This is a genomic window from Actinosynnema pretiosum (assembly GCF_002354875.1).
Taxonomy (GTDB): domain Bacteria; phylum Actinomycetota; class Actinomycetes; order Mycobacteriales; family Pseudonocardiaceae; genus Actinosynnema; species Actinosynnema auranticum.
This window is the reverse complement of sequence record NZ_CP023445.1, coordinates 5976475-5989641: the sequence shown is the minus strand read 5'-3', so window position 1 is coordinate 5989641 and position 13167 is coordinate 5976475. Positions and strand designations below refer to the sequence as shown.

The window sequence follows — 13167 nt, the reverse complement described above, 5'->3', positions numbered from 1 at the left end:
GCGCCGCGCAGCACTCCGCCCCGCCCCCGCCTCGCGCGCTGCGCCGCGCGCCGGAGCGCATCAGCGGGTGAGCTGCCGGTCGACCTGCCCCAGCCCGATGCCGCACGGGGCCTCCAGGAACCGGATCGCGCCGTCCAGCGGCGGAAGGCCCGCGCTCGCCGCGCCCGCCGCCGCGCCTGCCACCGCGCCCCGGTGCCCGTCCAGCGGTGGAAGGCCCGCGCCCGCCGCGCCCGCCGCCGCGCCTGCCACCGCGCCCCGGTGCCCGCCCAGCGGTGGAAGGCCCGCGCCCGCCGCGCCCGCCGCCGCGCCTGCCACCGCGCCCCGGTGCCCGCCCAGCGCCGGTCCCGAGGCGGCGCCGGGGCAGCCGACCGCCGCCGTCAGCGCCGCCGGGTCCCGGCGCAGGACCGAGTCCGAGCGCGTCAGCAGGGCGCGGGTGGGCTCGGCGGAGCGCGCGCCGGACAGGAAGCCGTGCACGCCCGCGATCCGGCAGTTCCGCCGCAGCGCCAGGCGCAGCGCGGTGATGTCGCTGAACCCCACCAGCGGTTTCGGGTCCGCGCGCACGGTGTCCTGGTCGACCAGGTCGACGATCCGGTACGCGCCCGCGCCGCCCCGCGTGGCGAACACGGCGCGCACGCCGGGGTCCCGGTACGCCTCGTTCAGGTCGGCCGCGCGGTCCTCGTCGCGGCCCGCGAGGAAGCCCCGGCGGTCCAGCGCGTGCGCGCCGATCTCCGGGACCAGGCCCAGGGACTCCAGCACGCGCGGACTCCGCGAGCAGCTCCTCGCTCGGGCGGCTGGGCGGGGAGGCCAGGCGGACGCGGTCGCCCTCGGCCAGGCGCGGGGGCATCGGGGGACGCGCTCCGGGCCGCGTTCGACCGGTCAGACCCCTCGGCCAGGCGCGGGGGGATCGGGGTGGTGGGCACGGCGGTGATCCCGGCAGCGGGCGGGGCGGTGATCCGAGGCGTCCCGCAGCGCGGACGTGCGGGTGCGGTGACCGGATTACCGTCTGGCCCACCAGATCGGCGGTCACCCGACCGGTAGACCCGTGCTCACCCCGTGCTGGCGCGCACCCGCAGTGAAGTCGGCAGCACGCGGGTGCTCGGCGGCTCACCGGCCAGCCGCGCCAGCAGCTCGCGCACGGCGGCCCGACCGCCCTCCTCCATCGGCAGCGCCACCGTGGTCAGGCTCGGGTGGCACACCGCCGAGTACAGCAGGTCGTCGAACCCGATCACGGCCATCCGATCGGGGACCGTCACCCCTCTTTCGCGCAGCCGTTGCAGCGCGCCGAGGGCCATCAGGTCGTTGTACGCGACCAGCGCCGTCACCCCCGTGCCCAGCGCCTCGTCCGCGCCCAGCTCGCCACCCGCGAACGACGGCGGGAACGGCCCGAGCGCGCGCAGCTCCACCCCGTGCTCGCCCGCGCCCGACCGCAGCCCGGCGAGCCGCTCCCCGTTGGTCCACGACTCGTCGGGCCCGCCGAGGTAGGCGCACCGCCGGTGCCCGAGCCGCGCCAGCCGCGCCAGCGCCGCCTCCGCGCCGGAGCGGCTGTCCATCAGCACCGAGGACACGCCGGGCAGCGGCCGGTTGAGCAGCACCGTCGTGCGCAGCGCCACCAGCTCGGCCAGCTCGGCGCCGCCCGTCAGCGGCGAGCACAGCACCAGCCCGTCCACCTGCGGGGCGAGCGAGCGCACCAGCGCGGCCTCCTGCCGCGCGGAACCGCCGCTGTCGCAGAAGAACACCGACCTCCCGGACTCGCGCGCGCTCGCCTGCGCGCCGCGCATGACGCCGGGGTAGAACGGGTTGCCGAGGTCGGGGACGACGATGCCGAGGTTGCCGGTGCGCCCGGTGATGAGGCTGCGGGCGGCCGGGTTCGGCTGGTACCCGAGCCGGTGGGCGACCTCCAGCACGCGCACCCTGGTCTCCGCGCGCACCAGCTCGGGCGCGGTGAGCGCGCGCGACACCGTGGACACCGACACCTGCGCCTGCCGCGCGACGTCGCGGATGGTGACCGGGCGGGTGGTGACCGGCATGGCAGAGAGGATCGGTCGGCGCTGCGGCGACGTCAAGATCGGACCTGCGGCCCTCCGCCGCGCGGGGGAGCGGCGGAGGGCCGGGCGGGTGGTGCTCGGCACTGCGGTTCGGGGGAGTGCGGGCTGGGCCGCCGCTTGACGTCGTCCGCGCCGCGCGGCCGGTCGCCGTCACCCGGAATCCCCGCGTTAGCGGTGTTGTTGGCGCTGCTCCGAAGCGCCCCCGCGACCTGGTGCGCCGGAAGTCCCCGGTCCTACCCTGCTGGCCCGCCGACGAAAGGGGCCCGTCATGATCCGGACCTTCGCGCTCGCCCTCGTCTCCGCGCTCGGGCTCAGCCTGGCCGCGACCGGGACCGCCAGTGCCTGCAGCTGCTTCCCCGGCACCATCGGCGAGCACTTCGACCGGGCCGACGAGGTGTTCGTCGGGACGGTCGTGCGGGCCGGGCGGGACTTCGGGGACAGCGACGACCCGTACGACGACCGGTCCGTCTACCGGGTGAGGGTCAGCGTCCCGCTCAAGGGGGACGTGGGGGCCTGGGTGGACGTGATCACCGCGACCGACAGCGCGCAGTGCGGCCTGTGGCTCCAGGTCGGCAAGCGGTACCTGGTGTTCGGGGCCGAGGGGGAGCGGGGGAACGAGGTCGAGGCCAACCTCTGCGGTGGCACCCAGCCCGTGTGATCCCCGCTCCGGGTGACACCCGGAGCGGGGAACGCCTCCCAGGGCGAGCGGGGCCGCGTCGGGGGACGGAAACCCCGGCGCGGCCCCGCCCGGTCACTGCAGCGGGCCCGACGGCTCGTGCGAGTACTCCTCCTCGTCGACCCCCACCAGCTCCTCGCGGTCCGCCAGCTCCTCCGCCTCGCTCAGCGGCCTCGACTCGTCCACCGCGCCCAGCGCGTCCAGCTTCGCCCCGTCGGCGTCGATGAACTCGTCCACGGTCGGCTCACCCGGTTCAACAGACATGCCACCCGACTACCCGCCGAACCCCAGCCCGACACGCACCGAGCGGCCTCAGCTCACCGCGGGCAGCAGTTCCTTCTCCGCGAAGTCCAGGAACTCCTCCTGCTGCTCCCCACCGACCTGGATCAGCGCCAGGTCCGTGAACCCCGCGTCCCGGAACCGCGCCACCGCCTCCGCGATCGCCCCCACGTCCGGCCCGCACGGCATCCCCGCCGCCACGTCCTCCGGCCGCACCGACTGCGTCGCCGCCGCGAACCCGGTCGGCCCCGGCAGCTCCGCGTTCACCTTCCAGCCGCCCGCGAACCACCGGAACTGCTCGTGCGCCCGCCGCACCGCCGCCTCCCGGTCCGGGTCCCAGCAGATCGGCAGCTGCCCGACCTTGCGCCCGCCCCCGCCCTGGAACGTGTCCCACCCGCGCACCAGGTCCGCGTCCGGCTCCACCGCCACCATCACGTCCGCCAGCGGCGCGAACGCCTGCACCGACTGCGACCCCGACACCGCGACCGCGATCGGCACCCGCTTCTCCGGCAGGTCCCACAGCTTCGCCGAGTCCACCCGGAAGTGCTGGCCCGCGTAGTCCGAGTACCCGCCGTCGAACAGCTTGACGATGATCTCCAGCGCCTCGCGCAGCATCTCGTGCCGCACGTTCACCGGCGGCCACCCCTGCCCGACCACGTGCTCGTTCAGGTTCTCGCCCGCGCCGAGCCCGAGCGTGAACCGGTTGTCCGACAGCAGCTGCACCGTCGCCGCCTTCTGGGCGACCACGGCCGGGTGATAGCGCATCGTCGGGCAGGTCACGTAGGTCATCAGCTCGACCCGCTCGGTGACCTGCGCGACCGCGCCCAGCACGCTCCACGCGTACGGCGCGTGCCCCTGCTCGGCCAGCCACGGCGAGAAGTGGTCGCTGATCACCTCGAAGTCGAACCCGGCCGCCTCGGCCCGCGCCGCGTGCCGGACCAGGTCCTTCGGCCCCGCCTGCTCGGTCATCAGGGTGTAGCCGATCCGCATGGGAGTTTCCTTCCGGGGGTGGGGCGTCCGCTGGGCGGTGCGCTAGTCGAGCGGGGCGAAGGGCAGGTCGGTCAGGTCGGCGCGCAACCGGTCCAGGTCCTCGTACACGGAGGCCGCGCCCGCGCCGGTCAGCTCGGCCTCGCCGAACCCGCCGGTCCGCAGCGCCACCACCGGCAACCCGGCCCGCCCGGCCGCCTCGCAGTCCCACACCGAGTCCCCGACCACCACGGCCCGCCCGCCGCCGACCCGCTCCAGCGCCACCTCGATCAGGTCGGGCGCGGGCTTGCTCTCGGACACGTCGTCGGACGAGGTCGCGACCAGGTCCTCGGCGTCGAGCAGCCGCAGGTAGCGGGCCACGTGCTCGGCCTTGCCGGAGCTGGCGAGCACCACGGTCAGGTCCGCATCGACCGCCGCGGACAGCAGCCGCCGCGCGCCCTCGACGGGCTGGACCTCGTCGAGCATCGGGGCGAACTCCTCGACCCACGCGTCCCGGACGGCGTCCCCGTGCCGCTCCTCCACGTGCGCGCCCGCGACGGCGGCCACCAGCTTGTCCCCGCCCATGCCGATGGCGCGGTGCAGCTTCCAGGCGGGGACGGTGACGTCGAACCGCCGGAACGCGCGCGACCAGGCGAGGGTGTGGTGGTAGTTGGTGTCGACCAGCGTGCCGTCCACGTCGAGGACCAGGGTGTTGGACATGGGGTGTGGTTGCCCTGGTCGGGAGGGGGTTAACCGCGGGGAACCTCGCCCGTCCGGGCGGGCCCGCCCCGGCGCTCACACCGCCCGCGCCATGACCACCCGCGCGGCCGGGTCCAGCCCGTGCGACGCCTCCCGCGCCACCAGCTCCCGCAGCCCCGGCCCCGGCTCCGCCACCTCCGCGAACCCCAGCCGCCGGTAGTACGGCGCGTTCCACGGCACGTCCCGGAACGTCGTCAGCGTCACCGCCACCAGGCCCTCGCCGCGCGCCCACGCCCCCACGTGGTCCAGCAGCGCCGCCCCCAGCCGCTCACCGGCGCGCTCGGGGGCCGTGCACACCTGCTCCACGTGCGCCCCGCCGTCCACCACCGCGACCGCCACCCACGCCACCGGCTCCGGGTCCACCAGGACCCACACGCGCAGCGACGCCAGCACGGCCAGCGGCATCGGCTCGTCGTCCGCGACCTCCGGCATCCCGACCGCGCGGAACGCCTCACCGCCCCGAGCCTCGATCGCGCGCAGCGCGGGGAAGTCCTCGGGAGCGGCCACCCTGATCAGCACACCGCCGATCCTCAGTCCTGCGCCAGCTCCCGCTCAACCGATTTCCCGAGCGCCACCAGCAGCCGCGCCGCCAGCTCGCCCAGCTCCCCGTCCGGCACGCCGTCGCAGTCCAGCTCCAGCTGCACCACGCTCCCGCCGACCCCGGCCAGCTCCGCGCGCAGCCGCGCGCCGGGACCGCCCTCGGCCAGCGGCTCCCAGGTCAGCTCCAACCGGTCGAAGTCGGCGAGCACCCGGAACTGGCGCGGTCGCCCGGCCACCGACACGATCAGCACGTCCCCGTTGACCCCGACCACCGCCAGCGGTTCCGGCAGCCACTCGGCGAGCCTGGGCGGCTCGGCCGCCGCCGCGAACACCAGGTCCGGCAGCGCCCCCACCTCACCGCGCACCAGCACGTGCCCACCCCACTCGAAAGATCTTCAGGTCCCGGACTTCTGCTCAGGTACCCGAGGGGCCGGTGCGGAAACGGGCCTGCCGGACGCCGCCGAGGCGACGTCCGGGTAGTGCGGGAACAACCGGTCCAGGTCGGTGCGCACGAACACCCTGCGCACGTGCGGCGGCACGGCGGCCAGCCGCAGCCAGCCGCCCTCCCGCTGCGCCCGCGCCCGCGTGCGCACCAGCACGCTCATCGCCTGCGCCCCGCAGAACGACACCCCGGACATGTCCAGCACCACCCGGTCGCGGCCCTCCGCGATCAGCCGGTCCAGCTTCTCGAGCACCTTCCTGGCGCCCGTGAGGTCCAGCTCCCCGGCCACGTCCACCACCGCGCACCCGGTGCGGTGGGACTCGACCGACAACGCCAGCATCCCTGTTTCCCCTTCACGCCACTACGACCAACCCGTCATCCCCACCCACCACCGCCCGCTCCAGCAGCAGGCCCTCCTTGGTGGACCACGGGCATATCTCGACCACGTCCCGCGCGAGCGCGGCCATCAGAGCCTCGGCGACCGCCGCGCCCGCCGCGGACTGCTCCGCGCGGTGCCGCGAGATCCCCGGCAGCCTGGCCCGCTTGCTCGCGGGCATCCCCGCCAGCCTCGGCGACCACCGCCGCAGGTCCTCGAGCCACAGCGCGCGCCGCACCAGCGGCCCCTCGTGCTGCGGCCTGGCCCCGGACAGCCTCGCCAACTGCTGGAACACCTTCGAGCAGCCCACCGCCCGGTGGCCCGCCGCGTCCAACCCGGCCAGCTCCGCGCGCAGCCGCCGGTCCAGCTCCCGCTTGTCCACGCCGCCGCGCGTCACGGTGCGCGCCCCCAGCGGGAACGAGCGGGTGTACGACGGCGCCGCGTCGGAGCCCGCCGCCACCTCCACCGTGCCGCCGCCCACGTCCAGCACCAGCAGCGGCCCGGCCGCGAAGCCGAACCAGTTCCTGGCCGCCACGTAGGCCAGCCGCGCCTCCTCCTCGCCCGGCAGCACGCGCACGTCCACGCCGGTGCGCTTGCGCACCTCGGCGAGCACCTCGTGCGCGTTCGCGGCGTCCCGGATCACCGAGGTCGCGAACGCCACCGGGTCGGGCGCCCCGGCCTGCGCCGCCGCCGCGGCGGCCGATCGCACCGCCGCGCACACGGCGGTCACTCCTTCGCGGCCGATCCTGCGGTCGCGCGTGAGCGCGCGGTCCAGCCGCAGGCGGGTCTTGTGCGAGAGCACCGGGTTCAGGGGCGATCCCTCGACCACCACCAAGTGGGCGCTGAAGCACCCGATGTCCAGTACTGCCGCTCTTCCGGGTCGCCCGGCCACCGCACCTCCCCTGGCTGCACGAGAGCGGGGGCGGGGTTCCCACTCGTACAGGTGGTTAAACCACAAATTGAGTGAGATTCGCTCGGCTAGAGCAATACCCGCAGTGGTATTCCGTGCGAAGGCCTCACACTTGCGGGCTAAGGGGACCCTAACAGCGCGGGGACTCTGGGTGGTGGAACAGCCTCCGTGGTGTGTCACACGTGCGGGGGAGTTCGGGTGGGTGCGCTTTCCCGCGTGGCGGGTCCGGCGCAGGCTCGGGGGGCAGGAGCCGCCCGCGTGCGACGCGGGCGGCTCCCCTTCGGCAGCGGCTGAGTCCCTTGGGGGACAAGGGAAATCCGGGGGGCGCGCGGGCGCGGGTGGTCGCCGGGGAGCGGGCGCCGGGGTGGTCGCGCGAGCGGCCGGGGGACGGCTGCGGGTGCGGTCGCAGCCGTGCGGGGCGGCGGCGGACCTGCCCGGGGGGTGGGAGTCGCGCAGAACGGTTCGGTCTCGCAGCGGTGGGCGTCCGACCAGTGGGACGCCCCGGAAGGCGCTTGCCCGAGCGCCCGGAGCCCCGTCGGACAGGCCGGGGTGGCGGGTTTCACACCGTTGACCCCGACACGTCCCGAGCGCTCCGCGCCGGTCGGCCGGGACCCGCGCTCAGGCGCCCTGGCCCTCCGCCAGCTCCGCCCACACGACCTTGCCGGTCGTGGTCAGGTCCGTGCCCCACGAGCGGCTCAGCTCGCGCACGATGATCAACCCGCGCCCGCGCGCCGAGCCGACCTCCACCGGGCGCGGCTCCGGCAGCTTGCGCGAGGTGTCCGCGACCGCGATGCGCAGGCCGGACGCGGTGCGGGTCAGGGTCAGGGTCAGCGGGCCGGTCGCGTGGTCGACGCCGTTCGACACCAGCTCGGTGACCACCAGCGCCGCGTCGTCCTGCAGGTCGTCGGACAGCCCCCAGGTCCGCGCGGACTCGCCCACGACCCGCCGCGCGCGCGCCGAGGAGCCGCTCTCCGCGGGCAGGGTGACCGCAACCGGCACCGCAGGCTCGTTCCGCACAATACGCTCCCGTTGATCGGCCGTGACGGCATCGTCGCACACCCGCCTCCTCGCCCACCCAGTGGTCGCGCCCCTAGGGTCGGTGCTGCACGATCTGTGGCGGCACGAACCTCGTGCGGGAAGGCGCGGTGCGATGGACTTGCGGGTGCGCGGTGAGGAACGCGGCGACTGGAAGGTGGTCGTCGTGACCGGCGAACTGGACGCCGACACGGTTCCGGTGTTGTCGGACCACCTGGAGGAGACACCGGCCCGGCGGATCGTGGTCGATCTCGCCGGGGTGACCTTCATGGACACCACCGGGTTGTCGCTGGTGCTGGACTGGCACCGCAGGCTGGTGGACACCGGCGCGGGCGACTTCCGGCTGGCCTCGCTGCAGCCGTCGGTGCACAAGCTGTTCCGGCTCACCGAGCTGATCGACGTGATGCGCATCCACGGCAGCGTGGACGAGGCGCTGGCCTGAGGTGGGCGCGGTGGGGGCGGCGCCGGGGGCACCGGCGCCGCAGCCCCCCGCTCAGTCCTGCTCCACCCCCAGGTAGAACGCGATCAACCGCAGCAGGTGGTCGGTGTCCACCGGCTTGGTCACGTAGTCCGTCGCGCCCGAGGCCAGCGACTTCTCCCGGTCGCCCTTCATCGCCTTCGCCGTCACCGCGATCACCGGCAGGTCCTCGTAGCGGGCCATCGCCCGGATCGCCGACATCGTCGCGTTGCCGTCCAGCTCCGGCATCATGATGTCCATCAGCACCAGCGTCACGTCGTCGTACTGCTCCAGCGCCCGCACCCCGGTGATGCCGTTGTCCGCGTAGATCACCTGGAGCCCGTGCAGCTCCAGCACGCTGGTCAGCGCGAACACGTTGCGCAGGTCGTCGTCGACGATCAGCACCTTCTCGCCGTGGAACCGCATCGGCGCGGGCGGCAGCTCGGCGGGCGCCACCACGGCCTCGGCGGGCTCGTCCACCGGGGTCAGCAGCTCCGGCAGCGCCTCCGGCTGCGGTCGCACGTCCACCAGGCTCTGCTCGCCCAGCGGCAGGTAGAGCGTGAACGTCGAGCCGAAGCCGGGCTCGCTGCGCACGTCCAGCCTGCCCTCCAGCAGCGCCGACAGCTCCCGGCTGATCGACAGGCCCAGCCCCGTCCCGCCGTACTTGCGGCTCGTGGTGCCGTCGGCCTGCTGGAACGCCTCGAAGATCACCGACAGCTTCTCCGCCGGGATGCCGATGCCGGTGTCCTGCACGTCGAACGCCACGCTCGGACCCGCCGTGCGGATGCGCAGCCGGATTTCACCTTCGTGGGTGAACTTCACCGCGTTGGACAGCAGGTTGCGCAGGATCTGCTGGAGCCGGTGCTCGTCGGTGTGCAGCGTGGACGGCACGTCCGGCTGCACCGACACGTCGAAGTCCAGGCCCTTCTCGGCGGCCAGCGGCAGGGTCAGCGACTCCACGTACCCCACCACGTCCGACACCCGCACCGGGTCGGTCTGCACCTGCATGTGCCCGGACTCGACCTTGGTCAGGTCCAGGATGTCGTCGATCAGCTGGAGCAGGTCCGTGCCGGAGGAGTGGATCGTGCGGGCGAACTCGACCTGCTTGGGGTTGAGGTTCCCGTCCAGGTTGTCGGTCAGCAGCTTCGCCAGGATCAGCAGGCTGTTCAGCGGCGTGCGCAGCTCGTGCGACATGTTCGCCATGAACTCCGACTTGTACTTGGAGGCCGACGACAGCTGCCGCGCCCGGTCCTCCAGCTCCACCGACCCCGCCCGCAGCTCCTCGGTCAGCCGCTGCGACTCCACCAGCAGGCTGTCCGTGCGCGCGTTGGCCTGCATGGTGTTCACGTTGACGCCGATGTTCTCCTTGAGCTGGTCCAGCAGGTCCAGGTGGCCGTGCCCGAACTCGCCGAACGAGGCCAGCTCGATCACGCCCAGCGCCTCGCCCTGGAACATCACCGGCACGATCACGATGCTCGCGGGCGTCGCCGCACCCAGCCCCGAGCCGATCTCCAGGTAGCCGCGCGGCACGGACGAGACCACGACGGTCTTGCGGTCCGCCGCGACCTGCCCGACCAGCCCCTCGCCCAGCTCGAACCGCTTGGGCCGCCCGCCCGCGCGCCGCCCGTAGGTCGCGGTCAGCTCCAGCGCCCCCGACTCCTCGTCGACCAGGTAGAACGCGCCGTGCTGCGCCCCCACCAGCGGGGTCAGCTCGCTCATCACCAGGCGCGCCAGCGCGTCCAGGTCCCGGTGGCCCTGCATCAGGCCGGACAGCCTGGCCAGGTTCGTCTTGAGCCAGTCCTGCTCGCGGTTCGCGCGGGTGGTCTCCTTGAGGTTGGAGATCATCCGGTTGATGTTGTCCTTGAGCTCGGCGACCTCGCCCGAGGCGTCGACGGTGACCTGCCTGGTCAGGTCGCCCTCGGTCACCGCCGTGGCCACCACCGCGATCGCGCGCACCTGCGTGGTCAGGTTGCCCGCCAGCTGGTTCACGCTCTCGGTGAGCTTCTGCCAGGTGCCGGACACCCCGTCGACCTCGGCCTGGCCGCCGAGCTTGCCCTCGGTGCCGACCTCCTTCGCGACGCGGGTGACCTCGTCGGCGAACGAGGAGAGCTGGTCGACCATCGTGTTGATGGTGGTCTTGAGCTCCAGGATCTCGCCGCGCGCGTCCACGTCGATCTTGCGGGTGAGGTCGCCGCGCGCCACCGCCGTGGTCACCTGCGCGATGTTGCGGACCTGGCTGGTGAGGTTGTTCGCCATGAAGTTGACGTTCTCGGTGAGGTCCTTCCAGGTCCCGGCGACGCCGGGGACGCGGGCCTGGCCGCCGAGGCGGCCGTCCGTGCCGACCTCGCGGGCGACTCGCGTGACCTCGTCGGCGAACGCGGACAGCGTGTCGACCATGCGGTTGATCGTGTCGGCCAGCGCGGCGATCTCGCCCTTGGCCTCGACGGTGATCCTCTTGGACAGGTCGCCGCCCGCGACCGCCGTGGACACCAGCGCGATCGAGCGCACCTGGCTGGACAGGTTGTCCGCCATGACGTTGACGTTGTCGGTGAGGTCCTTCCAGGTCCCGGCGACGCCGGGGACGCGGGCCTGGCCGCCGAGGCGCCCGTCGGTGCCGACCTCGCGGGCGACTCGCGTGACCTCGTCGGCGAAGGAGGAGAGCTGGTCGACCATGGTGTTGATGGTGCTCTTGAGCTCCAGGATCTCGCCGCGCGCGTCGACGGTGATCTTCTGGGACAGGTCGCCGCCCGCCACCGCCGTGGTCACCTGGGCGATCGACCGCACCTGCGCGGTGAGGTTGTTCGCCATGAAGTTCACGCTGTCGGTGAGGTCGCGCCAGGTCCCCGCGACGCCCGGCACCTGGGCCTGGCCGCCGAGGCGGCCGTCGGTGCCGACCTCGCGGGCCACGCGGGTGACCTCGTCGGCGAAGGAGGAGAGCTGGTCGACCATCGTGTTGAGGGTCTCCTTGAGCTCCAGGATCTCCCCGCGGGCGGTCACCGTGATCTTCTGCGACAGGTCGCCGCGCGCCACCGCCGTCGCCACGCCCGCGATGTTGCGGACCTGGCTGGTGAGGTTGCCCGCCATGAAGTTCACGCTGTCGGTGAGGTCGCGCCACGTCCCGCCGACGCCCGGCACCTGCGCCTGGCCGCCGAGCCGCCCGTCGCTGCCGACCTCGCGGGCCACGCGGGTGACCTCGGCGGCGAACGAGGACAGCTGGTCCACCATCGTGTTGATCGTGGTCTTGAGCTGGAGGATCTCGCCGCGCGCGTCCACGTCGATCTTCTGCGACAGGTCGCCCTGCGCCACCGCCGTGGTCACCTGCGCGATGTTGCGCACCTGGCTGGTCAGGTTGCCCGCCATCGAGTTCACGCTCTCGGTGAGCTTCTGCCAGGTCCCCGAGACGCCCTCGACCTCGGCCTGGCCGCCGAGCTTGCCCTCGGTGCCGACCTCGCGGGCCACGCGCGTGACCTCGTCGGCGAACGAGGAGAGCTGGTCGACCATCGTGTTGAGGGTGTTCTTCAGCTCCAGGATCTCGCCGCGCGCGTCGACGGTGATCTTCTGGGACAGGTCGCCGCGCGCCACGGCCGTCGCGACCTGCGCGATGTTGCGCACCTGGGCGGTGAGGTTGCCCGCCATGAAGTTGACGTTGTCGGTGAGGTCCTTCCAGGTGCCCGCCACCCCCGACACCTGCGCCTGGCCGCCGAGGCGGCCGTCGGTGCCGACCTCGCGGGCCACGCGCGTCACCTCGTCGGCGAACGAGGAGAGCTGGTCGACCATGGTGTTCATGGTCTCCTTCAGCTCCAGCATCTCGCCCGCGACGGTGATGGTGATCTTCTGGGACAGGTCGCCCTGCGCCACCGCCGTCGCGACCTGCGCGATGTCGCGGACCTGGGCGGTGAGGTTGCTCGACATGAAGTTGACGTTGTCGGTGAGGTCCTTCCAGGTGCCCGCCACCCCCGGCACCTGCGCCTGACCGCCGAGGCGGCCGTCCGTGCCGATCTCGCGCGCCACGCGGGTCACCTCGCCCGCGAACGTGCGCAGCGTCGACGTCATCGAGTCGAAGCTGTCCACCAGCGCGGCCAGCTCCCCGCGCGAGCTCACGGTCAGCTCCTGGGACAGGTCGCCGCGCGCCACCGCCGCCAGCACCCGGCTCAGCTCGGTCGTCGGCGCGCTCAGGTCGTCGATCAGCCCGTTCACCGAGTCGGTCGCCATCGCCCAGCCGCCGGGGCCGCCCGCGCCGGGGCTGAGCCGCTCGCCGAGCCTGCCCTCCTGCCCGACGGACTGCCGCACCCGCACCAGCTCGCCCACCAGCGCCTGGTTGCGCTCGGCGATCTCGTTGAACACCGTCGCCACCTCGGCGAACCTGCTGCCGAACGGCACCACCAGGCGGCGGCGGAAGTTCCCGTCGCGCATCTCCCTCAGCGCGGCCAGCAGCCGGTCCAGGGTCACGTCCGTGTCGTCCCGAGCGGTCGTCACTCCAGCCTCCGAATGTCCAGCGGGTCTCGCGCTGCGCGGTGGTGCTGCGCGGTGGTGCGGGCGCCGCGGGCCGGTGCCCCGCTCTCCCGCGCCGCCGCGCCGGTTGGTCTCGCGTTCCGGCCGCAGCCTCTGCGGGCAAGCCTGCCACTGTCCGACCGGCCGCGTGCCGGTGCGGTCCGATAAGTTGGGGACCGACCCGACACATC

The 13167-nt window shown here is 73.8% G+C and carries 13 protein-coding genes; 2 read left to right on the top strand and 11 right to left on the bottom strand.

Annotated elements, in window-relative coordinates; translation table 11 throughout:
* Positions 1-60: 60 nt before the first annotated feature.
* Together CNX65_RS25355 and CNX65_RS25350 are read right to left on the bottom strand one after the other, a co-directional pair.
* The gene (locus CNX65_RS25355; RefSeq protein WP_177154375.1) at positions 61-756 is read right to left on the bottom strand and encodes an LD-carboxypeptidase; all 696 of its coding nucleotides are present in this window, start codon (positions 754-756) and stop codon (positions 61-63) included.
* A 290-nt stretch (positions 757-1046) separates the two neighbouring features.
* A complete protein-coding gene (locus CNX65_RS25350; protein WP_096496011.1) occupies positions 1047-2027 on the bottom strand; it encodes a LacI family DNA-binding transcriptional regulator in 981 nt (326 codons plus the stop codon).
* 286 nt (positions 2028-2313) lie between these two features.
* Here CNX65_RS25350 and CNX65_RS25345 point away from each other — a divergent pair, with 286 nt between their 5' ends.
* The gene (locus CNX65_RS25345) at positions 2314-2703 is read left to right on the top strand and encodes a hypothetical protein (protein WP_096496010.1); all 390 of its coding nucleotides are present in this window, start codon (positions 2314-2316) and stop codon (positions 2701-2703) included.
* 93 nt (positions 2704-2796) lie between these two features.
* Here CNX65_RS25345 and CNX65_RS35725 read toward each other — a convergent pair whose 3' ends face one another.
* From CNX65_RS35725 to CNX65_RS25310, 8 genes are all read right to left on the bottom strand, one after another.
* Positions 2797-2985, bottom strand: coding sequence for a hypothetical protein (locus CNX65_RS35725; protein WP_157767854.1), 189 nt, complete (start codon positions 2983-2985; stop codon positions 2797-2799).
* A gap of 48 nt (positions 2986-3033) precedes the next feature.
* The gene (locus CNX65_RS25340; RefSeq protein WP_096496009.1) at positions 3034-3990 is read right to left on the bottom strand and encodes an LLM class F420-dependent oxidoreductase; all 957 of its coding nucleotides are present in this window, start codon (positions 3988-3990) and stop codon (positions 3034-3036) included.
* A gap of 42 nt (positions 3991-4032) precedes the next feature.
* Positions 4033-4686, bottom strand: coding sequence for an HAD family hydrolase (locus CNX65_RS25335; RefSeq protein WP_096496008.1), 654 nt, complete (start codon positions 4684-4686; stop codon positions 4033-4035).
* A gap of 75 nt (positions 4687-4761) precedes the next feature.
* Complete coding sequence (locus CNX65_RS25330; RefSeq protein WP_096496007.1) at positions 4762-5244, bottom strand: GNAT family N-acetyltransferase; 483 nt, start codon at positions 5242-5244, stop codon at positions 4762-4764.
* A gap of 11 nt (positions 5245-5255) precedes the next feature.
* Entirely contained in the window at positions 5256-5636 is a 381-nt protein-coding gene (locus tag CNX65_RS25325; protein ID WP_096496006.1) for a hypothetical protein, read from the bottom strand.
* 24 nt (positions 5637-5660) lie between these two features.
* Positions 5661-6047: an STAS domain-containing protein gene (locus tag CNX65_RS25320; RefSeq protein ID WP_096496005.1), complete on the bottom strand. Its 387-nt coding sequence runs from the start codon at positions 6045-6047 to the stop codon at positions 5661-5663.
* Positions 6048-6060: 13 nt separating this feature from the next.
* On the bottom strand, positions 6061-6975 hold the full coding sequence (locus CNX65_RS25315; RefSeq protein ID WP_096496004.1) for a Ppx/GppA phosphatase family protein: 915 nt from the start codon (positions 6973-6975) through the stop codon (positions 6061-6063).
* A 636-nt stretch (positions 6976-7611) separates the two neighbouring features.
* Entirely contained in the window at positions 7612-7992 is a 381-nt protein-coding gene (locus tag CNX65_RS25310) for an ATP-binding protein (protein ID WP_232520003.1), read from the bottom strand.
* A 163-nt stretch (positions 7993-8155) separates the two neighbouring features.
* Between CNX65_RS25310 and CNX65_RS25305 the strand changes: the two genes are divergently transcribed.
* Entirely contained in the window at positions 8156-8470 is a 315-nt protein-coding gene (locus CNX65_RS25305) for an STAS domain-containing protein (protein ID WP_232520002.1), read from the top strand.
* 51 nt (positions 8471-8521) lie between these two features.
* Here CNX65_RS25305 and CNX65_RS25300 read toward each other — a convergent pair whose 3' ends face one another.
* Positions 8522-12961 carry a HAMP domain-containing protein gene (locus CNX65_RS25300; RefSeq protein ID WP_096496001.1) on the bottom strand — a complete coding sequence of 1480 codons (4440 nt, stop codon included), beginning with the start codon at positions 12959-12961 and terminating at the stop codon, positions 8522-8524.
* Positions 12962-13167 lie beyond the last annotated feature (206 nt).

Coding starts and splice junctions, on each gene's coding strand:
- CNX65_RS25350 (WP_096496011.1), bottom strand. CDS start 2,027: ATGCCGGTCACCACCCGCCCGGTCACCATCCGCGACGTCGCGCGGCAG.
- CNX65_RS25345 (WP_096496010.1), top strand. CDS start 2,314: ATGATCCGGACCTTCGCGCTCGCCCTCGTCTCCGCGCTCGGGCTCAGC.
- CNX65_RS35725 (WP_157767854.1), bottom strand. CDS start 2,985: ATGTCTGTTGAACCGGGTGAGCCGACCGTGGACGAGTTCATCGACGCC.
- CNX65_RS25340 (WP_096496009.1), bottom strand. CDS start 3,990: ATGCGGATCGGCTACACCCTGATGACCGAGCAGGCGGGGCCGAAGGAC.
- CNX65_RS25335 (WP_096496008.1), bottom strand. CDS start 4,686: ATGTCCAACACCCTGGTCCTCGACGTGGACGGCACGCTGGTCGACACC.
- CNX65_RS25320 (WP_096496005.1), bottom strand. CDS start 6,047: ATGCTGGCGTTGTCGGTCGAGTCCCACCGCACCGGGTGCGCGGTGGTG.